20 protein-coding genes and 6 pseudogenes are annotated in these 20,889 nt (G+C 42.8%); 19 read left to right on the forward strand and 7 right to left on the reverse strand.

Translation table 11 applies throughout. The annotated features are described in order from the left end of the window. Positions 1-22: 22 nt before the first annotated feature. From MKP07_RS23275 to MKP07_RS23310, 9 genes and pseudogenes are all read left to right on the forward strand, one after another. Positions 23-1,281, forward strand: a pseudogene (locus tag MKP07_RS23275) (alpha-L-fucosidase). An 18-nt stretch (positions 1,282-1,299) separates the two neighbouring features. Beyond that, positions 1,300-2,160, forward strand: a complete 861-nt coding sequence (locus MKP07_RS39370; RefSeq protein ID WP_262919439.1) for a beta-N-acetylhexosaminidase — start codon at positions 1,300-1,302, stop codon at positions 2,158-2,160. Between the two features lie 5 nt (positions 2,161-2,165). Continuing rightward, positions 2,166-2,854, forward strand: a pseudogene (locus tag MKP07_RS39375) (family 20 glycosylhydrolase). Between the two features lie 186 nt (positions 2,855-3,040). Further along, positions 3,041-4,128: pseudogene (locus MKP07_RS23285) on the forward strand (DUF2264 domain-containing protein). Positions 4,129-4,197: 69 nt separating this feature from the next. Beyond that, entirely contained in the window at positions 4,198-4,422 is a 225-nt protein-coding gene (locus tag MKP07_RS23290; RefSeq protein ID WP_240849461.1) for a hypothetical protein, read from the forward strand. Positions 4,423-4,478: 56 nt separating this feature from the next. After that, positions 4,479-4,763, forward strand: coding sequence for a hypothetical protein (locus MKP07_RS23295; protein WP_240849462.1), 285 nt, complete (start codon positions 4,479-4,481; stop codon positions 4,761-4,763). A 106-nt stretch (positions 4,764-4,869) separates the two neighbouring features. Next, positions 4,870-6,225 (forward strand): flavin monoamine oxidase family protein, encoded by a 1,356-nt coding sequence (locus MKP07_RS23300; protein ID WP_240849463.1) that lies wholly within the window; start codon positions 4,870-4,872, stop codon positions 6,223-6,225. Between the two features lie 113 nt (positions 6,226-6,338). Beyond that, the gene (locus tag MKP07_RS23305; RefSeq protein WP_240849464.1) at positions 6,339-6,806 is read left to right on the forward strand and encodes a glycoside hydrolase family 20 zincin-like fold domain-containing protein; all 468 of its coding nucleotides are present in this window, start codon (positions 6,339-6,341) and stop codon (positions 6,804-6,806) included. Between the two features lie 50 nt (positions 6,807-6,856). After that, positions 6,857-8,381 (forward strand): annotated as a pseudogene (locus MKP07_RS23310) (beta-N-acetylhexosaminidase). A 12-nt stretch (positions 8,382-8,393) separates the two neighbouring features. On the opposite strand, the gene MKP07_RS23315 reads toward MKP07_RS23310, so the two are convergent. Continuing rightward, positions 8,394-8,564, reverse strand: a complete 171-nt coding sequence (locus tag MKP07_RS23315) for a hypothetical protein (protein WP_240849465.1) — start codon at positions 8,562-8,564, stop codon at positions 8,394-8,396. Between the two features lie 106 nt (positions 8,565-8,670). Continuing rightward, positions 8,671-9,927, reverse strand: a complete 1,257-nt coding sequence (locus MKP07_RS23320) for an MBL fold metallo-hydrolase (RefSeq protein WP_240849466.1) — start codon at positions 9,925-9,927, stop codon at positions 8,671-8,673. A 101-nt stretch (positions 9,928-10,028) separates the two neighbouring features. Between MKP07_RS23320 and MKP07_RS23325 the strand changes: the two genes are divergently transcribed. Next, positions 10,029-10,385, forward strand: coding sequence for a DUF6717 family protein (locus MKP07_RS23325; protein WP_240849467.1), 357 nt, complete (start codon positions 10,029-10,031; stop codon positions 10,383-10,385). Between the two features lie 149 nt (positions 10,386-10,534). Here MKP07_RS23325 and MKP07_RS23330 read toward each other — a convergent pair whose 3' ends face one another. After that, positions 10,535-10,798, reverse strand: a complete 264-nt coding sequence (locus MKP07_RS23330; RefSeq protein ID WP_317236085.1) for a winged helix-turn-helix transcriptional regulator — start codon at positions 10,796-10,798, stop codon at positions 10,535-10,537. Then, on the reverse strand, positions 10,747-10,875 hold the full coding sequence (locus tag MKP07_RS39380; RefSeq protein ID WP_262919441.1) for a hypothetical protein: 129 nt from the start codon (positions 10,873-10,875) through the stop codon (positions 10,747-10,749). The genes MKP07_RS23330 and MKP07_RS39380 overlap by 52 nt, the downstream gene beginning before the upstream one ends. A 77-nt stretch (positions 10,876-10,952) precedes the next feature. Between MKP07_RS39380 and MKP07_RS23335 the strand changes: the two are divergent. Next, positions 10,953-11,698: pseudogene (locus MKP07_RS23335) on the forward strand (SDR family oxidoreductase). A gap of 56 nt (positions 11,699-11,754) precedes the next feature. Here the strand turns inward: MKP07_RS23335 and MKP07_RS23340 are convergent. The 3 genes from MKP07_RS23340 to MKP07_RS23350 all read right to left on the reverse strand — a co-directional run bounded on the left by MKP07_RS23340 (position 11,755) and on the right by MKP07_RS23350 (position 13,868). Continuing rightward, positions 11,755-12,138, reverse strand: a complete 384-nt coding sequence (locus tag MKP07_RS23340) for an acyl-CoA thioesterase (protein ID WP_240849468.1) — start codon at positions 12,136-12,138, stop codon at positions 11,755-11,757. Positions 12,139-12,319: 181 nt separating this feature from the next. Beyond that, positions 12,320-12,550 carry an SWIB/MDM2 domain-containing protein gene (locus MKP07_RS23345; RefSeq protein WP_240849469.1) on the reverse strand — a complete coding sequence of 77 codons (231 nt, stop codon included), beginning with the start codon at positions 12,548-12,550 and terminating at the stop codon, positions 12,320-12,322. A gap of 331 nt (positions 12,551-12,881) precedes the next feature. After that, positions 12,882-13,868, reverse strand: coding sequence for a YihY/virulence factor BrkB family protein (locus MKP07_RS23350; protein ID WP_240849470.1), 987 nt, complete (start codon positions 13,866-13,868; stop codon positions 12,882-12,884). A gap of 136 nt (positions 13,869-14,004) precedes the next feature. On the opposite strand from MKP07_RS23350, the gene MKP07_RS23355 reads away from it, so the two are divergent. The 8 genes and pseudogenes from MKP07_RS23355 to MKP07_RS23390 all read left to right on the forward strand — a co-directional run bounded on the left by MKP07_RS23355 (position 14,005) and on the right by MKP07_RS23390 (position 20,883). Further along, the gene (locus MKP07_RS23355; protein ID WP_240849471.1) at positions 14,005-14,163 is read left to right on the forward strand and encodes a hypothetical protein; all 159 of its coding nucleotides are present in this window, start codon (positions 14,005-14,007) and stop codon (positions 14,161-14,163) included. Positions 14,164-14,177: 14 nt separating this feature from the next. Then, the gene (locus tag MKP07_RS23360) at positions 14,178-14,513 is read left to right on the forward strand and encodes a hypothetical protein (RefSeq protein WP_240849472.1); all 336 of its coding nucleotides are present in this window, start codon (positions 14,178-14,180) and stop codon (positions 14,511-14,513) included. A 292-nt stretch (positions 14,514-14,805) separates the two neighbouring features. Then, entirely contained in the window at positions 14,806-15,273 is a 468-nt protein-coding gene (locus tag MKP07_RS23365; RefSeq protein WP_240849473.1) for a hypothetical protein, read from the forward strand. Between the two features lie 23 nt (positions 15,274-15,296). After that, positions 15,297-16,406, forward strand: a complete 1,110-nt coding sequence (locus MKP07_RS23370) for a PepSY-associated TM helix domain-containing protein (RefSeq protein WP_240849474.1) — start codon at positions 15,297-15,299, stop codon at positions 16,404-16,406. Positions 16,407-16,463: 57 nt separating this feature from the next. Continuing rightward, complete coding sequence (locus MKP07_RS23375; protein ID WP_240849475.1) at positions 16,464-16,778, forward strand: hypothetical protein; 315 nt, start codon at positions 16,464-16,466, stop codon at positions 16,776-16,778. A gap of 907 nt (positions 16,779-17,685) precedes the next feature. Further along, positions 17,686-18,812 (forward strand): annotated as a pseudogene (locus MKP07_RS23380) (LacI family DNA-binding transcriptional regulator). Further along, positions 18,812-19,744 (forward strand): hypothetical protein, encoded by a 933-nt coding sequence (locus tag MKP07_RS23385; RefSeq protein WP_240849476.1) that lies wholly within the window; start codon positions 18,812-18,814, stop codon positions 19,742-19,744. Before MKP07_RS23380 ends, MKP07_RS23385 begins: the two are co-directional and overlap by 1 nt. Continuing rightward, on the forward strand, positions 19,708-20,883 hold the full coding sequence (locus MKP07_RS23390) for an alpha-galactosidase (RefSeq protein ID WP_240849477.1): 1,176 nt from the start codon (positions 19,708-19,710) through the stop codon (positions 20,881-20,883). Before MKP07_RS23385 ends, MKP07_RS23390 begins: the two co-directional genes overlap by 37 nt. The last annotated feature ends 6 nt before the right edge of the window (positions 20,884-20,889 follow it).

The following is a 20,889-nucleotide window of genomic DNA, read 5'->3' on the forward strand; positions in this document are numbered from 1 at the left end:
CGCGTTGGCTAAAGAGAAGCGGATGCAATGGTGGGCCCACGATCGATTTGGCATGTTCATACACTGGGGATTATATGCGTTGCCCGCGCGCCATGAATGGATACAGAACAGGGAGCGAATCACTCCGGAGAATTATAAGAAGTACTTTGATTATTTCAATCCTGATCTGTATGATCCTGTACAATGGGCCAAAGAAGCCAAAGCTGCCGGTATGAAATACGTAGTGCTCACCACCAAACATCACGAAGGTTTTTGTCTTTGGGACAGCAAGTTCACAGATTATAAAGTAACCAATACGCCTTATAAAAAGACCTGCTCAAATCTTTTGTAGAAGCTTTTCGTGCGGAAGGGATACATATTGGTTTCTACTATTCTTTAATTGACTGGCATCATCCTGACTTTGTTTACGACGGTGGGCACCCTCCAACACCTGTATCCAGGGAAGAAAGAGAAAAGGCTAATAAAGGCCGGGATATGGCCCGTTACCAGGAGTATATGAAAAATCAGGTAACTGAACTGCTGACAAAATATGGTAAGATCGATCAGTTGTTTTTTGATTTTTCTTACGCCGGAAAAGGCCATAAAGAATGGGATTCTGAAAACCTGTTAAAGCTGGTTCGTAAGCTGCAGCCCGATATTATTGTAAACGACAGGCTGGATTTAAACGATACGCAATGGGGATGGGATTATAAAAACCCCGAGCAGTTTATGCCCAAAGAGTGGGTAAAAGTAAACGGGCAGAAAGTGCCCTGGGAAACCTGCCAGACTTTTTCGGGCTCATGGGGCTATTTCAGAGACGAGTACTCCTGGAAAAGCCCGGAGCAATTGGTGGTAATGCTGGCCGAAACGGTGAGCAAGGGTGGTAACTTACTGCTAAATGTGGGGCCAACGGCGCGTGGTAATTTTGATGAGCGCGCCAGCGAAAGACTGGCTGCATTGGGAAAATGGATGAAGTATAATAGCCCCGCTATCTATGGCTGTACCGAAGCACCCGAAGCATTTAAAAAGCCGGCTAATTCGCTTTTAACCTACAATGCCGAAAGAAAGCGTCTGTATATTCATGTGTTGGAGTGGCCCTTTAAAACGCTATTGCTCGAAGGATATAAAGGACGGTTTAAATACGCGCAGTTATTACAGGATGGGTCGGAGATCAGGTTTTCTACAGTAACAAAAACAGGCGGACATACAACGGAAACATCCGGAGAGGATGATGTAATGTTGCAATTGCCTGTACAAAAGCCCGACGCACTCGTGCCTGTTATCGAACTTATTTTGGAATAGGTAACAAAAAAGTAATTCATGAAGTTTAAATTGTTTTATGTTCTGTTGCTGACATTGTTTCAAATGGAAGCCAGTGCTCAAAATATTTGTCCTGTTATACCTCAGCCAGTGGCTGCCAGAGAATTGCCCGCCAGTTTTGTTTTGAATAAACACACGGAGTTGGTAGTGGAAGATGAATCATTACTGCCAGCAGCCCGTTATTTTCAACAGCAATTACTACAACAGCACAAAATTGCTCTCAGCATCCAGGCAAAAGCAAGTGGGCCATCCATCAGGTTGTCGTTGTCGAAGAAACTGGCATCCAGCTCTTACAGGTTAGATATGAACGCTCAGCAAATTCAAATTTCAGGCATTGATGAGCCTTCTGTTTTCTATGGTATCATTTCTTTACTGCAATTAACTTCACCAGTAAAACAGCGTTTGGGTAACCTGGCGCTTAAGTGCTGGAGTATTGAAGATCGTCCCGCTTATGGCTGGCGGGGTTTGATGCTGGACGAATCAAGGCATTTCTTTGGTACTGATAAAGTGAAATCCATTTTAAACTGGATGGCCTTTTATAAATTGAACCGCTTTCACTGGCACCTAACTGATGAGCCCGCCTGGCGTATTGAAATTAAAAATTATCCCAAGCTTGCATTGGTGGGTGGCATTGGTTCTTATACAAATCCGGATGTTCCCGCACAGTTTTATACCCAGGATCAAATTGCAGAAATAGTACGATACGCAGCAGAGCGGCATATAACGGTAATTCCTGAAATAGATATGCCAGGTCATGCTACGGCGGCTAATAATGCTTACCCCCAGTTTAGCGGAGGGGTAGTGATAAGCACCCGGAGTTTACTTTTCATCCGGGTAAAGAAGCTACTTATACCTACCTGACAGATATATTGAGAGAGGTAAATGCTTTATTTCCCTCGCGTATGTTACACCTGGGGGAGATGAAGTGAGCTTTGGAAATGATAAATGGCTGGCTGACCCGGATGTGAAAAACCTGATGGCCCGTAAGCAGCTAAAGACCGTTCAGGAAGTAGAGCAGTATTTTATGCAGCGGATGGCAGACTCCGTGTACGCGATAAATGCAAAATTGCTGGCCTGGGATGAAGTAGCAGCTATGAATTTGCCTAAAAATAAAACCATTGTATTCTGGTGGCGACATGATCAGCCTCAACAGCTGCAAACAACTTTAAACAACTGTTATCAAACCGTGCTGTGCCCGCGCATTCCTTTTTATTTCGACTTCGTGCAGGATAGTACCCATACTGCGGGACGCAAGTGGAATAAGGCTTACAGCGGATTGAAGGATGTATACGATTTTAATGCTGCTACTTTACCGGGAGTAAATAAAGGCAACCTGCAGCAGATCCTGGGCGTTCAGGCCAACGTATGGACCGAAACCATCGCAGATAATTACAGGCTCGATTATATGTTGTATCCACGGATAGCCGCATTGGCGGAAACAGCATGGTCTTCGACTGAGCAAAAGAACTATGCTTCCTTTGTTCAGAATTTAAAACAACATTTTTTATTATACAATAATGAAAGGATCAACTATTTCAATCCTTTTAAAAAGTAAATGTTCGATATGCAAAGAAGGAATTTTTTAAGATTATCATCATTATTAGGTTTAGCAGGCTCCATGCCTTTTACCAGTAACATAGCCGCACAAAAAGAAAACGCATCCTCTTTAGCAGCACCCGCCAATGACAGAGCCTATTGGGTTTCGCTTTTAGATAAGATAGCAACACCGGTATTGTTGAACATGAGTAAAGGTCAACTGCGAAAAAATATGCAGGTGGAGTATAGCGCTACATGGGACGGACGCAATAAGCAAGTGGCTTATATGGAAGCCTTTGGGCGTTTGATCGGCGGTATTGCTGCCTTCCTGGCCTTACCTGTTGACGGAACTGCTGAAGGTAAAGTACGTGCGCGATTATTAAAACAAACGCAGGAAAGTCTTGCTCATTCGGTAGATTCCCAAAGCCCGGATTATTTATTCTGGGGAGACGGAAAGACTACGCAGCCACTGGTAGATGCGGCACATATTGCCCAGGCTTTATTATACGCACCAGATGCACTGTGGAAGCCTTTGAGTGAAAAGACAAAGCAACAATTCATTCATGAGTTTAATACTATTCGCCGTATTAAACCCTGGAACAATAACTGGGTGCTTTTTGCGGCCATGATCGAAACTTTTTTATTGAGTATTGGCCAACCCATTGATGAAGCGCGTATAGATAACGCTATTGATAAAATTAACAACTGGTATGTTGGAGATGGCTGGTATAATGACGGGGATCATTTTCATTTCGATCATTATAACGGGTATGTGATCCACCCCATGCTGGTAGATGTGTTGCGGGTAAACGTTGCACATGGTCGTCGTACAGCAAAAGAATATGAGTCAGCATATAAAAGAATGCAACGATATGCTTCTTTCCAGGAACGTTATATTTCACCCGAGGGTACTTACCTGGTAGTTGGACGCTCTTCTACCTACAGAGTAGGCGCTTTTCAACCACTGGTTAAATTAGCTTTAGAGCAAAAGCTACCTAAAGAAATTCAGCCGGCCCAGGTTCGTTGTGCGCTTACCAAAGTCATGAAGCGCATGTTCGTTCCCGCTACCTTTACAAAAATGGATGGCTCACGCTAGGCCTCGTGGGAGATCAGCAAACAGATCTGGCAGATTATTATTCCAATACCGGAAGCATGTATGTAACTTCTCTGGTATTTCTGTCATTGGGACTGCCTGCTACAGACTCCTTTTGGTCGGCTCCTTTTACTGAGTGGACCCAGTTAAAAGCATGGTCAGGCAAGCCGTTTCCAAAGGATTATGCTGTAGCTTACTAATCATTACAATCTTTATTTAGCTTTAATTGTTTTATAGAAAGTATTTTCTTGTTATGTAAACTGTTTTACATGCCGGCTGACAACTCCGATATAGTTTTTAAAAAGGAACTGGTAAAAGCTTTAAATCAGTTAAAAGGAGATTGGGACAACCTGGAGGCCGCCGGCGTTATTCAACCTTTGCTGAGCGGGTACGATATGCCATCTTACATCATCGATTCCGGCATAATGGAAGAGCTGGGTATGATGGAGCGCAGGCATATTTATGTATCATTACAAAAAAATTATCGCCGGTAGAAACAAAAGATTACCGCATCAGTTTTCTTGCACAACCTAATGCGATATCCGGGGAGTTGATACCCTACCTGCAACTATTAGATCTTATCCTGCTTTTTCAACGGAGGGATGAGCCGGAGTACGGCCGCTTTATAACAGAATTAAAAAGGTTGATTAGTCGCTTAACCTACCATGAGCAAAAGCTGATGATACAACTCGCGCGGAAGTACCCGGCAGCGGTAAGAGCTTGCCTTGGCTTTTTATTGGCAGGTATCAACCAGCTTACGCTATCTTCCAAAGCCCTGCAAACCCTGAATCCAGCTACGTTAAACCGGTATAAAAAAGAATACGCCTGGAGTTAATAAGTTGCTTTCTCGTATACAACCGGTAATAGGTATGGGAGTATCACTAATAATAGTGAGGATAAGACTGGGGAACTTGTTTCATTTTTGTAATGAAACTTTTACCATGATCTCACGTCGAAACTTTGTCAGAAAAACTGCTTTACTCTCAGCAGGGCTTATTGTACAACACCAGGTAGGTACTATCGCCACAATCAGGAAAAGAACTGATGTCGTTTGTATCGGCGCCGGGTTGGCAGGCCTGTCAGCGGCTTATGCTCTGAAGCAAAAAGGTTATAAGGTGACCGTGCTGGAGTGCAGGGATAGAATTGGCGGACGGGTTTTTTCTCATCAAATGTCTGAGCAGTTGGTGATCGAACTGGGTGGCGAATGGGTAGGTAATTCTCATAGCCGTATACAGGAACTATGTAACCAGTTTAAACTGGACTTGATCAATAACCAAATGGATACCCATCTGATTTATAAGGGTGATTATGCACCGGCGGGAACCTGGGGTTTTAGTGAGCCCTGGAGTAAGAAATGGGAACAGTTGCTGAAAGGTTATGCTGACTTAACCGATAAAGATAAACAGCATTTAGATCAATATGATTGGTGGCGTTACCTGGTGAACAATGGCTGTGAGGGAAGGGACCTTGAAATAAGGGAATTGCTGGATAGCACGGATTTCGGCGAAAGTATTAGGCAGGTATCAGCCTTCTCTGCTCTTGCAGAATATGCGGAAAGCAGTGAGAAGAATGAAATGGACTTGAAAATAAAAGGCGGCAATCAACAATTGGCCATGAGGCTGGCAGATGCTATTGGCCGGGAAAATATTATATTGAATTGTACCGTAACCCAGGTACAGCAAACTGACCAGGTAACAATTACCTGTACCAATGGAAAACAATTTACCGCAGACAAACTGATCTGCACGATCCCTGCTTTTGCTTTATCAAAAATTAACTGGAGCCCTGCATTGCCTGCTGAACAATTACAGGCCATCAACACACTACAATATGCCCGTATCAACAAACACGCGGTATTATTTGGGCAAAGGTTCTGGAAAGAAGATGGTTTTGATATGGTTACCGACCAGTTACCCCATTATTTCTATCATGCTACCAGGGGGCAGGCCGGCCCGGAAGGGGTGCTGATCTCCTATAGCATAGGTGACAAAGCTGCCGTAGTAGCTAATCAGAGCAATGCTGTCAACGCCCGCGTAATTGCAGATACACTGCAGCCCTGTGTAAAGGATGCCGCATCACTAATGCGGAAACAGGTAAACTATTACTGGGGTAATGATGACATATCCAAAGGTGCTTATGCTTTGTACGGACCAGGTCAATGGTTTACTTTGCGTCCGGTACTCAGTCGCCCTTTTAAACATACCCATTTTGCCGGGGAGCATTTGGCCGATTGGCAGGGGTTTATGGAGGGCGCTATCAACACCGGTGAAGAAGCCGCTTCACAAATCATAGGTTAGCTATAATGCCGGTAGTAGGGCCGAACTATATCTGCAGAGCTTGAAGTTTTTGCGCAAACCTTTGCACAGTTTTTACAAAAGCAGAAGGCCTAATTTGCAGCAATTGCTTTATTATGGCCAGACTCTTTATACAATTATGCCTGAAAATCGTATGTGTATCAGTAACCCTCGTTACAGGAATCAACATCATTCAGGCACAGTCAATTTCTATTATACCTCAGCCAGTCTTCGTACAAAAAGGAACCGGCAGTTTTCAGATCTTACCCGCAACTAAAATATTGTATAATAAAGCAGCTGGTTCAACAGCTTCTTTCCTGTCAGAACTCCTGAGAAAGTCTACCGGGTATCGAATGCCGCTTGAAATAACAACGGCTCCCGGCAGCCAGCCAGCCATTTATCTGATCGTTAACGAAAGGTTTGCTGATACGACTACAGGCGCGTATAGCCTTGAAGTGAATTCGCGATCTATTGTAGCCGAAGCCAGGGGGCATGCAGGATTGTTTTATGCAATACAAAGTCTGCGCCAGCTACTTCCGACAGCAGTAGAAATCAGTAGTGTACAAAAAATACGGGTTGGTTAGTGCCTGCAGTTACCATTAAAGATGCTCCGCTTTACCAGTGGAGGGGTTATATGCAGGATGTGAGCCGTACCTTTTATAATGTAGATGTGATCAAAAAATATATGGACGTGATGGCCTTGTATAAGATGAATACATTGCATCTGCATCTAACCGATGATCAGGGCTGGCGGTTGGAGATAAAAAATATCCTGAACTTACTTCTCCCAAAACTACGGTATTTGATGTGCGTCATAAGCAACCGGCAGAGCGGAGCGGTTTTTATACCCAGGCGGATATAAAAGACCTGGTGAGTTATGCAGCGAAGCGACACATCACGATCGTTCCCGAAATTGATGTCCCGGGGCATTGCTGGCCGGTTATTCTCACGCATCCTGAGCTGGGTGTTAATAAAACCACGCAACCCGACTATGTATTTCCTTTCCTCGATTCCTGGGGGTACTGGGGCTTCCAGTTTACGCCCAATCCTTTAGATCCAACCAAAGAAGAAGTGTATACTTTCCTCGATAACGTGTTTACGGAAGTAGCGCAGTTATTCCCATCTGCCTTTATTCATTTTGGCGGAGACGAAGTGGTGCACCGGCTTTGGGAGAATGAACCGCACGTAAAAGCCTTTATGAAAGCTAAAGGCATGCAGAAGGTAGAGGAACTGCAAAGCTATTTTGTGCAGCGGGTAAGCGATATTATTGTGAAAAAGGAAAGCGACCTATCGGGTGGAATGATATACTGGCAGATGCAGACCATCTTCCTAAATCCACCGCTATCATGTCCTGGCTGGGAGGAAAGGCTGTGGTTAAAGCTGCACAAAACCAGTTTTATACCATTGCTACTCCGGCAGGGCCGCTTTACTTCGATATTCAGCAGTCATCAAGGCATGATGGTACGATGGCTGATTTAAATTACCAGGGGCCTAATACGATAGAAGCAGTATACAATTATGATCCCTCCGGCGGACTTACACAAGAGCAGAAAAAGTATGTACTCGGTGTACAAGCCAATATGTGGCCCGCTGTGCCACAGGAAGTGAAAGATATTAATGTACAGAATTTTCCCCGTTTGCTGGCTGTTTCAGAAATCGGTTGGGTGAAGCCTGAGGCTAAACAACTAAGTGTATTCTTAAATAAAGTGCAGGACCATTTGCCGCGCCTGGACATCTTAAAAATCGATTACTTTAAACCCGGTGGCTATACAGTTGGCACCTGGTCGTCTCAACAGCTGGATACCGGTTTTACTACCCGCAAATGGGAGGTAACATCCAAAGTATATGCCAACGGCAGGATAACAGCGGGGTTCTTTTATACGGAGGGTGCGTCTTTTCTGAAAGTAAAAAATGTAAAGCTGATAGAAAACGAAAAGGTTATTGCAGAAGATAGGCATGAATCGCTGGCAGACAAGTTTCGAGGTATTCCTTATAAAAAGAACATGTTCCTGTATTCTTTAAAAATCGATCACTACCAACCAGGGGCCCGTTATTTTCTGGTAGCCGATATCGCGGGCGCTACCGGCTTAGATTCTAAAGGTAATATCACCTTTAATCTCAGCCCTTATCAGCCGTTCAGATTTACAGAAGCTCATTAAGATATTTTATCACTATTCCTTCTTTTTGCGACTCCAGCCGGTTTGCATGTCTTCGTATGCTTTTTTACTAATGGTGGAGTCCTTTTTACTTCTGCTTACGCCTTTTTCTTTTCGGGCATTGATATTATTGACCAGCGAATTTTTAACCCCCAGCTTATTAGTCGCACTTTTCGATTTTGCCATGTTTTTTTTGAATAGAAGGCAAATTATGTGCCTTTAAATATGCCTGGTAAAAAGCCGTTGCCGTAAAAAGAAGAGTAAATGGGTTAATGGATTGTTAGTGAAGATCCTACATGATCTCATAGGCATCCCAGAGATCTGCATCATTTTTTCGCTCCTTCATCTGGCTCATAAAAATATCGGTGCCGTTGCAACGCAGGTTGATCATGCCGAACAATATTTTATTACCGGTAGCGGTAGACCGGGCCAGTTCGGTAGAATAAACCAGGGGCCGCTTACTTTTGGAGTATTTGCCGGCGCAACCTATCGCATCCGCCCTGGGGTGACTATACGCTTCATTGTCACCCGATGAGATAACGCTAGCATAGGGGTTTACCCATTGCATAAATTTTTCGGTGAAATCCGACGCCCCGTGGTGGCATGATTTAGCCACGTCTACTTCAAACGGGTTGTTGGCACCGTATTTTGCCATCAGGTATTCCTGTGAAAGGGTATTTAGATCGCCTCCCAACAAAACGGTTCTGCCGCCAAAATTTAATTTGATCACCAGGCTATGCCCGTTAATGGTTTTGCCATCATCTTTCCAATATATAAAACCCCTGCCATTGGGTATGTCTTCCATAAAGGGCGCCAGGACCTCCATATAAAAACGTTTGTCTTCGATCAATTTATCCAGTATAAAAGATCCCTGTTCATATCTTTTAACAGATGATACTCTTCCTTCGGTCTTGGCTTTTTGCAGTGCTTCTATAAAGTTTGAAATATCGCGGTTAAAAGGTTGCTGCTCATTAATGTTCAGCAGATCATTAAACACATGAGTAAGTATTGTTTTTCCCGATTGTTTTATCGTATTGCCGAGGCCGGTACTGTAAGGATTGTCTTTGGTTGCAAACTTTAAAATACCGGGATGAATAAGGGTGCCAAATGTAAAGTTGGTGTCTTCTAATATCTTAATAACGCCTTTGTAATGATCTGTATCGAAATGGCTGATGATCACATAGTCGATATGTATTTTTTGATGAGATTCCAGCAGGTACTTAAACTGCCATTTGCTTAAGTAGCTATACATATTGTTATTAGGTCCTGCATCGATCAGTATGCGGTACCGGCCAATCTCTATCAGTACGCCATCTCCCTGTCCTACATCCAGGAAAAATATTTTCAGGCCCATATCTTCAGAAAGGTTCGTGGTATGTATCCATCCGTCCGGGCCCGCCGTGGCAACGCGATACCAGTCGCCCTGTTGTTCCAGTAAGGTTACATAAGTGCCCATCAATATTTTATTGATGATTTTTTTACCTTTATTATTGACCACCGATTCATATATGGGTGCAGCATTTTTAGCAGCGTATTTAAAAGAGCTCATGATTGATTGGTTTAGTCACTATAAAGCTAGTCATTTGCCCGTTGCCAGGTAAATGGGAGAAATCCCTAATTTAGGGGGTGATATAATTAAAAGAATGGGGTATGAAACGGTATAAATTTATTAAGACGGGAAAAGAATGGTATGTCGATTTGCCCGAGTACGTTGAGCAGGGTGGAAGTATCGGTGATTTGCAGATGGTAGAAGGTGCTGATATGATGCTTGACCTGGTTGCCGGCAATGAAAATGAGGTGATGCTATATATAGGGACCGATGATTTTGAAGGTGCAGACCTGCTGGTACTAACAGAGAAATGTAACCCACTCAAAGGGGGCGGCTATTATTTTTTAGAAGAATACAATGGGGAGCCCATTAACATGAGGCTTTGGTTATGCCAGGTGACCGAGTTTGTATTTGGCGAAATTCCGGAGCAGATTTTCATTAGGAAAGCAGAAAACTAAAAATGAATCCCTGTTTACTCAATTCCCTTCGATTGGTAGGTGATATTTTCTAACTCATATTATGAAATATTTAGCAAAGGAGAAACTGGATGACAGGTAATTGAAATAATCAGGCATTATATTATAAGCCGCTATCAATGCCTTCCATATCAGGATTTTTGCAAAATGGTTTTACGATGCTTTTTTCCCCAGTCAATCATCGATTGTATAATGTCACCAAATGTTTTGCAATAAGCAGTAGGCTCATAGTCAACCAAAACCGGTGTGTCGGCATAAACCGTTCTTTTTACCAGCTTGTTTAGTTCCATATCTTTTAATTCTTTAGATAACATACGCGTGGTAATGCCCGGTATGCTGCGCTCTATTTCGCGAAAACGCCTGTTGCCATTGCATAATGAGTTGATAACAGGTATGCGCCATTTGCCCCTATAAAATAAAGGGTGTCCTGCAGCGCTTTTAATTCCTCTTCCTGGTTTCGGGTAATTGCCATAATCAATATTGGTATACTCTGTGATACTGGTTACAAAAGTATACCATTAGCTCGATAGCTTTGTAAAAAATTATACAATGAACAATGCATTAAAAAACAAAGTAGCCGTAATTACAGGTGGCAATAGCGGTATCGGCCTGGCCACGGCAAAAGAACTTGCGGCTCAGGAAGCGATCGTACTCATAACCGGAAGAAGAAGGGAAGCAATAGAAGCTGCCGCGGCAGAAACAGGCACGATCCCTTTTTTAGCCGACCAGGGGCTTTTAGAAGACATAAACGGGTTAAGTGACGAATTGCAAAAGCGATTTGGTAAAATTGATATCCTGTTTATCAACGCGGGTATCACCGGCTCTTTGGGACCGATAGCAGATGCTTCCGTTGAAAATTTTGATTCGGTAATGAATATCAATTTCAGAGGGGCCTATTTTACCTTAAGTAAATTGATCCCGCTGTTAAATGATGGCGCTTCGGTGGTGATCCTTTCGTCTATTGTGGCATCCACTTATCATCCCAATAGCTCTGTTTATCAGGCCAGTAAAGCTGCACTCAACTCTATAGCAAAAACTGCGGCTGCTGAGCTGGCACCCAGAAACATTCGGGTAAATATTATCAGTCCGGGCCCACATAAAACAGAAGTTATGAAAAAGTCGGGGCTGGATGCGGCAACGATGGAGCAGATCAATGATCAGCTGGTTAATAAGATCCCGCTGAAAAAATGGGAGATCCCGCAGATATTGCAAAACTGGTTGCTTACCTGTCCGGGCCTCAGGCAGGTTTTATTACCGGATCTGAAATTATTGTGGATGGAGGAATGACATTATAACTTATGTTTCCGGCAGGAACGAGAGTAGGAGCACGGTCTCTTTCGGGACAATTTACCTACAGGACTTTTATAGGCCGGTGATGTTCATTAATAGCAACGAGTGTGAAAAATCCGGTAACAGCTTTCTCTCTTCCTTCTTCAAGCATTTTTTCACGAAATACATCTACCCGGATATGGACGCTGGTAGTGCCCACTTTTTCAACCCTGCCAACCAGTTCAATTAAAGAGGCAGCCGGAATGGGAAGTATAAACTCGGCTTGCTCAGCGCTTTTGATTACAAAACTTTTACGGGCAAATCGCGTGGCGGTCATAAAGGCAGCCTCCGTCATCATTAGTAAAATCCTGCCGCCAAACATCGTGTTATGGTGGTTAGTGGTATCGGGAAAAACCGTTTTAAAAACATGAGTTTCCGATTGTGCTATCTTTTCTTCCAGTGTCATAGTAATGAGTTGCCCTGCAAAATAATCATTTTGTCTATACTATATAAATAGTAAGAGTTCTGTAAAAGCAACAGGTGCAGGTTAGGACGGTCAGTCAGGAAAAGCTAGTGATTACTACAATAAATAATACCAGGAGAGAAGCCCGAAAGCTCTTTCCTGGTATCATTATTTAAATAGTATATTATTTACTTACGTTGCTGCTTACAATCTTTGCCAGGTCAAACATAGATACCTGGGATTTGCCGGCAAACAATGCTTTCAGTTTATCATCAGCATTGATCATACGTTTGTTAATAGTATCCTGCAGTCCTTGTTTCTTAATATAAGCCCACACTTTTTTAATGATATCGGGTCTTGATGCCGGTTTGTTACCGATCACCGCAGCCAATACCGCACTTGGCGTTAGCGGCACTAATAAAGCGGGATTAATTTTTCTTTTCTTTTTAGGGGCCGCCTTTTTGGGAGCTGCTTTCTTAGCTGCTACTTTTTTAGGAGCTGCTGCTTTTTTTAGGCGCCGCCGCAGGTTTTGCAGCTGCTTGTTTTTTTACAGGAGCTGCCTTTTTAGGAGCTGCTTTTGCCGGAGCGGTCTTTTTAGCTGCCGCCTTCTTTACGGCTGCTTTTTTGTTGCCATATCAGAGTTTTATGTTGAATTATAAATGGGTTAACTAACTAAAGTTAGGAAGAAATTAAATTCGTAATTCATAATATTTGAGATAATATTCTGGAAGGATCCCCAGGGAGGTTCAGGATCGCTCCTGTTCTTTCACCTCTTCTGTTTCCTGAACGGTTTTTTTCCCGGTTTCAACGGTTACTTCACGGGTAGTAACGGCATAGTCGTTCGGGTGAATATCATCTCCATATTCAACCGCATACGCTTTGGTAAACTCTGCGCCCAGGTACAAAATAATGGAAGAATAGTAGATCCAAACGATCAGGACCACCAGCGAGCCCGCAGCCCCGTAGGTGCTACCTACCTGTGTTTGTGATATATATACGGAAATCCCGAATTTACCGAGAATAAAAAGCACGGCGGTAACGATAGCTCCGGCCAATACATCGCGCCAGCGAATCTTTGCATCTGGTAAAACCTTAAATATTACGGCAAATATGATTGCGCTTATGACAAGGGTGAGTAAAAGATTAATAATGTAAAATACAACAACAGTAACATCCGGGTATCTGGCCTGCAATGCATTGCTGATGCCCTCAATAATGCCCGACAGGGTGAGCGACACCAGCAGGAGAAATCCCAGGCTAACAATCACAGAAAACGAAAGAAACCGGTTCTGCAACATTTTTAGCCACCCTCTTTTAGGTTTGGCTTTCAGTCCCCAGATGGAGTTGATCGAGTCCTGGATCTCTCCAAATACAGTGGTGGCACCCAGTAGCAGGGTTACCCCGCCAACAATCGCCGCTATTTTACTTTTTCCTGCAAGTGACGCATTTTTGATGATCTCCTGTAGTTGGGCAGCTGTGTCAGCTCCTACAAAACCTTTTAAAACTGAAAATACCTCACCTTCAACGGCTTCCTTTTTCAAAAAAAGGCCACAAAGCGAAATAATCATCACCAGTAGGGGGCCCATCGAAAATACCGTATAATAGGCTAATGAGCCGCTTAGCTTGGTCACTTTATGCTCCGAAAAGCCCTTAAAGGTTTCTTTGATCACTTTCCATATCCCTTTCAGCGTAAGTGCTTTTCTTTTGCGTACAGTTGCTGATAATTCAGTCATAATTAAACAATGTTTAGGGCGGGCTATAGAAGCCTGTTTACCAGGGCATACCCGGGTTTAACGGATACGAATGAATAATAAATAAGCATGCCAAACACAGAAAAGCAGCATTGCAATGCCCGGATACAAAGGCTTTATGGCGGCAATAAACTCCTGTTATTGGGTGCTGGTAGTTTGCTTATGGCCTAAGCATTTCCACACAGCTACGGTTAAAGAGCAGTTGAAGAAAGAAATTCCGCATTTAGTAAACACCATCGAAAGGGGCACAGTTACTTTTGTACCTCAATTATTATAATTTATCAATAAGTCATGTATACCTTACTGACCATTTGTTGTTTTATGGGTTTCTTTCACCAATACAATACTTCGGCTAAAGCCAGGTTTTCTGGTGCAGGACATTACGAAAAGTGGCTGAGGGCCAATCCTGCTAAAGCCAGATGGACAGGTTTGTTGCTGATGCTGGTAAGCCTGTTGGTATTGGTGCTGAAAGATGGCTGGATGCTGGGTTTTTTCACCTTTATCTTACTGCTTATGGCAGGAGCCTGTTACGTAATTGCGCTGGCCCCATTGGGATATATCAAGCTGAAGCACATTTTGCTGCTGGCGGTTTTTAGTTTATTGATAGAGTTAATTATACTTAAATAGATGCCTGCGAATAAAAAATACCTGAGTGCTCCCGGTCAGCGGGTTCTGAAGATAACTGCTGCATTTGTTGGCGGATACCTGGTCACACTTAGCTTTAGCCATCAGCTGTTAATGTGTTTGTTTGATGCAAAAACTATTGCAGTTACAGCCTTTTTTCAACCTATCTTTTGTGGTGCGCCCTCATGATCCTGGCATTCCTTTCCAAAAATGGCTGGAAGATCTGGCTTTGGTACCTGCTGCTGGCCCTGGCCTTTTCAGCACCTCTTTTTACAAGTAGTTTTTAAAGTTTTCGTTGAATGAACAATCGCAATTACAATATTTATTTTCATACACATACCATCAGCGGCATCATTATCAGCGCCATCTTATTTGTTATTTTTTTGCAGGCTCATTTGCCTTTTTTAAAAGCGAAATATCTAACTGGCAGAAGAATGTTTCCAACCCTACGGCTTCACGATATGAGCTGGATTTTAATACAATAACCTATTCCTTAAACAAAGAGTACGGTTTATATGGGCGTAATGTGTCTTTTTATGTATATCCCCATACACCGCGCCTGGGTGTTTCGGTGTCCGAATCAAAAGATACTACCAATAAAGTAAAGGGTAGCTTTTTCTATTATGATATTCAAAAGCATACGCGGTCGGATTATAAACAATCTTACGACCTGGGAGAATTTTTATACCGGCTTCATTTTCTGGCACAGGTAAACAGCATTGCCAATGTGGGTTTCCCCTGGGCTATTATATTGCCGGACTAGTAGCTTTCCTGTTCCTGTTTGCATTGATCACCGGCTTGCTGCTGCACTGGAACAAAATTGTTGCTAATTTCTATGTATTCAGGCCCTGGGAGAAATTGAAAACGGTATGGACAGATTTACATACCGCCCTCGGTGTCATCAGTTTCCCTTTCCTGTTTATTTTCGCGGTTACGGGGAGTTTTTTCCTCATCAGTTACCCATTATTTACACAACCCACTGCCAAAATTCAGTTTGGCGGAAATGAAGACTCATTGAATGCTGTATTAGGTTATGACCAACGAAAAACGGAGTTTGCCAATATACCGTTGCAGAATAAAGCTGATGTAAACTATTTTCTGGAACAGGCGGCTGCCAAATGGGACCATACCCGTTTGTCGAGCCTGCAGCTGGTGAACTATGGTGATGCATCAATGGAAGTTGTAGTTAAAAATGCCTTACCCACCCAGCAAAAGTTTGTGAGCAGCGGAGAGATCATTTACAAGGCAGCGTCAGGTGAGGTACTGGAGCTTAAAGATCCCAACCGGTCTTCCGGTTATGCTGATGTGGTGCAAAACCTGATCTATAACCTGCATTTTGGAAACTATGGAGGCTATGCTGTAAAAATTTTATACTTTCTTCTGGGAATATGCGGTTGCGTAGTTATTATCTCCGGCGTTTTGATTTGGTTAACCGCCCGCAATAAAAAGAACATCCCTGAAAAGAAAAAACGCTTTAATGAATGGCTCACGCATATTTACCTGGCTATAAGCCTGGGAATGTTTCCTGTTACAGCTGCAGCGTTTATTGCGGTTAAAATTCAACCCAATGGAGGCACAGCCTTTATTTATCCGTTTTATTTCTGGAGCTGGCTGGCGGTGGCGTTTTTACTCAGCATCAGAAAGAATAATTATAAAACCAACAGGGATTGTATGTTGTCTGGAGCGATCATAGGATTAGCTATTCCTATCGTGAATGGTATCGTTACGGGGAACTGGATATGGGTAACTTATAATAAAGGATATACTGATATTTTGCTGATAGACCTGTTCTGGGTTATAGTTTCAGCTGCTGCATTTACCTGCTGGTGGTTAATCGTAAATAAACAAAGAGCTGTTCAGATAAAGAAGCCGTTGGTAATTGAAGAGAATAATTAGATTTAAGCAGGGTTGCTTTGGCGCGACATTTGCCTGTAACCGATCTGTAAAAACAAAATGATGGTGAGTGAAGTAGAAAAAGTAGCGGTTGAGCTGTTATATCAGCTCAAAGATCAAAAAAGAAGATTTATTGCACTGGAGCCCTGTGAAAACGCTAAAGCCTTAAATGTTGATGCTGGTAAACGGGTGCTGAAGCTTAGCTATTACGAGGCACTTATTAATGCCCGTGTTCATATGAATTTGTTGAAGGGGAAATATGCCTTCGTATTTGATCTCGAAAATGAAAGTCATTTGCATAAGCTTCAACAGCTTGCTGGCAACAGCTCTGAATACCATATTTATTCAAAAACAGAGGTAAATGGACTGGCATAATTTAAATAGAACACTTTCGGAGAATAAGGTCTAAATGCCATTGTTAGGGCATTTTATATCCTCTTTGACCTTCTAAAGCCTATTTATGTACGTTTAAAGCGAAATAAAGGGAATAATTTTTTGTTATAAAGCAGAAAGGGTGTATATTGGGGGTAGTAATTTAAGTAATTGATTTTTTGCTTTTTAGATGCCGAAGGAATTTATTTAATCATGATTTTTTAGTTGTTTAAAATGACGGGCTACAACCCGTCATTTTTATTGTCTGCTACTCCATGAAAACCGCGGGTATGATTACACTGATCATACTTATTGAATACAATAAGGTGCTTTTTTAAAATCCTTTTTATCGCCATTCCCGAATAGGTAAAGCTGCTATGCCTGGTTCTTAATGCTACCCTTGAAGAATTTGTTCTTGTAGCCTTCCGTGTTTTTTGTTTATGTCTTTTTGTCTGTAGCTGTCCTTTACTTTTCCGAGAATAGTTTATCGACTGTACTACAGGGGTGAGCATGTATTATTAATAGTCCAGCCTCAATTTTATCCTGTTTTGCATGTCTGAGGTTTTCAACGAAGATGAAGATGCAGGTCGATTTCTATTACAGCCAGGCTTTTTAGCTAGCCTTGGTGTAAGAAATCTGTAAAAGAATCATCTTTTTGTACAAAAACTGCCCTAAACCTGCTGCCTGTACAAAAATGTACCATTTCCGAATGAAACCCACCCGTTCTCCGGCGTTAGCCGCTCTACATTCGTTGCAACGATGCATTTCCCAATTGTGTATGAAGCAGATCAATAATTGCAAAATTCGTTAGTGGGAATAAATACCTCTTAACGAAGATCGATCGCAAGTGGCCACTGTCAATTTCGGACAAATTGGCGGAGAATAATAATTGCTGATAAACGTAAAACGATTGTATATGAAAGGTAATTCGATAACGATTGTAGATATAGCGAAAGAATTGAATATTTCTAAATCAACAGTGTCCCGTGCATTAACCAATAATCCTAATGTTAATCCGGAGACCCGGCAAAAGGTATTGGCACTGGCTAATCAATTGGCTTATCAGCCCAATATGTTATCGATTGGTTTGCGAACCAATAAAACCAAAACCATCGGTATTGTAGTGCCTGAGCTCATTTCGTCTTTTTACCCAACGGTAATGGCAGGCGCCCAGGAAGAAGCGGCTAAACAGGGCTTTTCGGTGTTGACAGCCTCCTGTAACGAAAGCTATGCAACGGAAGTAGCTAATTCAAAAGTAATGTTGGCCAATTGCGTGGATGGAGTGCTTGTATCTATCACCAAGGAAACCATCGATTACGATCATTGGATGACTTTTTATAAAAGGGGTATTCCCATCGTTTTTTTCGACCGGGTATGTGGCGAAATGATGGTGCCGAAGGTAGTCGTAAGCGATTATGAATCTTCTTTCAATGCAGTGGCACACCTGATTGCATCCGGAAGAAAACGGATTGCACATTTAACAGGCGCCGACCAGCTGTTGATTACGCAAAAAGACTGAATGGGTATCGTGCCGCTTTAAACAAACACGGTCTTTTATTTGATGAAAACCTGGTGATTGATACCGATCTGAACCTCGCCAACGTGAGAATGCAGGTGAAGCATCTGTTGGAGCAGGAGCAACCAGTTGATGCCATTTTCGCTGCGAATGATACAATAGCTATCGAGGTTATACAGGTACTCAAAAGAATGAATAAAAGGATTCCCGAAGATATTGCGGTGGTGGGTTTTGGCGATTATTATGGTTCGGGCTTTGCCGACCCGGCACTCACCACCATTGCAGTGCCCAACAGGGAAATAGGAAAAACCGCTATGTCGCTGCTATTTAGTTTAATGGATAAAGAGCCCGCTACCTGGAAACCGATCACCCGCATATTGGATGGGGAACTGGTGGTTCGGCAATCCAGTATTAAACCAGAGCCGATGGTATCCTATATTTCTTCTTATCCGGGAGTATATCAAATGAACAGCGTACATGCCCGCGAATTTTCAGATGATAAAAAGTTAAAGGCAATTTAATGAGGCGCTTTATAACGATACTATTGTTGGTAGTAATCTCTTTTACCGCTTTTTCACAAAATGATTGTTACAGCCGGCTACAGGAGGACACTCTTGTAATGGGCAATGGGCTGATAGAAAGAAAATTTATCTGGAATAAAGGTAACCTGATTACCCATAGCCTTACCAATAAAGTATCCAAACATACCTGGCTCAATCAATCCAAATCTACCGACTTTTCGGTTGCCGGGAGCCAGGCTCCCGCGTTCAATAGCTCCTTCGTTTCTGAAGAAGTGGCCGAAACAAGTATACGGCCGGGATATCTCGAAACTACGGTGGCATTTACCATAAGTACATTAGAAGTGAAGAGGGTTTTTCGTATTTATAAAGATTGCCCTGCTATTGCCTGCGATACTTATCTGAAAGGCAGGATGAACGCGTCATTAGAGAAACTGGCAACCAGCCAGGGAGATCAAAAGAATATTGAGTTTGCCGCCGATATGCAATCGAAACCCGTATCAGGTCTCCTCGATCAATTCAGGCCCGGTGGCTTTCACTGGCAGACCAGGGTAGTAGAATTTTACGATATTACTGATTGGAATAACAATCTCGTTTTTGAAACGAACATTATTCCTTACCGGAAAAACTCCTATCGCGGCAATCTTTTGTTTGCACAGGATGTGGAGCATAACAGCGGGTTCTTTTTCCTGAAAGAAGCGCCTTCGTCGGGCACGCAACTGGCTTACCCCGGCAATGACTTTACTACAGAGTTTGGTCACTTTATGGTAACAGGACTGGGCCTGGTACCAAAGGATCTAAAGGAAAAGGAATGGCGTAAAGCGTATAGTGTAGTCACGGGCGTTTACGAGGGAGGAGAGTTGAGCACGCTTACTGCCTTACGCAGTTATCAAAAAATATGCGGAAACTGCTTCCCGGGCGTGATGAAATGGTGATGATGAATACCTGGGGCGACAGGAGCCAGGATTCAAAGGTAAACGAAAAATTTAGCTTACTGGAAGTGGAGAAAGCGGCGCAATTGGGAATCACCCATTTCCAGATAGATGATGGCTGGCAACAGGGAAAGAGTCCTAACTCGGCGCTAGCCAAAGGCTCCTTTGAAAATATATGGAGCAACCCCGATTACTGGACACCCGATCCGTTGAAATATCCTAATGGTCTGAGGCCTATAGTTGATAAAGGCAAAAAGCTAGGTGTGGAAATTTGTCTGTGGTTTAATCCCAGTGTTCAAAACGATTATGCCGATTGGGAGAAGGATGCACAAGCCCTGATAACCTTGTATAAGACTTATGGTATCCGCACTTTTAAAATAGATGGATTAGCGATACCCACCAAGCAGGCAGAGATTAATCTGCGTAAGTTGTTTGACCATGTGCTGGAAGGCAGTAATAATAATGTAGTGTTTAACCTGGACGCAACTGCCGGGCGCAGAAGTGGCTATCACACGTTTAATGAGTATGGGAATATTTTTCTGGAAAACCGTTATACAGACTGGCAGAATTATTATCCCTACTGGACGCTTAGGAATCTCTGGTTACTTTCTAAGTATGTACCTGCTGAGAAATTGCAGATAGAGTTTCTGAATAAATGGCGTAATGTAAACAAATATGGAAAGGATGTTTTTGCCCCCGCCAACTATTCTTTCGAATACCTCTTTGCCATTACCATGGCTGCTCAGCCGTTGGCATGGTTTGAGGGTACTGGGTTACCGGCAGAAGCCTTTGGACTCGCTAAAGTGATCAACACTTACAGAAAGATTCAGCACGATTTTCATAAAGGAACGATTCTTCCTATTGGGGATGAACCATCAGGCAGATCCTGGACCGGTTTTCAATCTATTCATAAAGGCCAGGGATACTTACTTGTTTTTCGCGAAAAGACCTTGAAGCAACAGACCTCAATAAAAACCTGGTTGCCGCAAAAAATAAAGGTGAAGCTTACAAAGATCCTGGGCAACGGAAACAATATGGAACAGGTGACGGGGCCAGACGGAATCCTGACTGTACAGTTACCCCGGGAGAACGATTATGTTTTGTATCAATATAAAATAGCAGGTTCAGATAAGTTAAAATAATAGATA

Source organism: Paraniabella hibiscisoli, assembly GCF_022512515.1.
In the GTDB taxonomy this organism is placed as follows: domain Bacteria; phylum Bacteroidota; class Bacteroidia; order Chitinophagales; family Chitinophagaceae; genus Niabella; species Niabella hibiscisoli.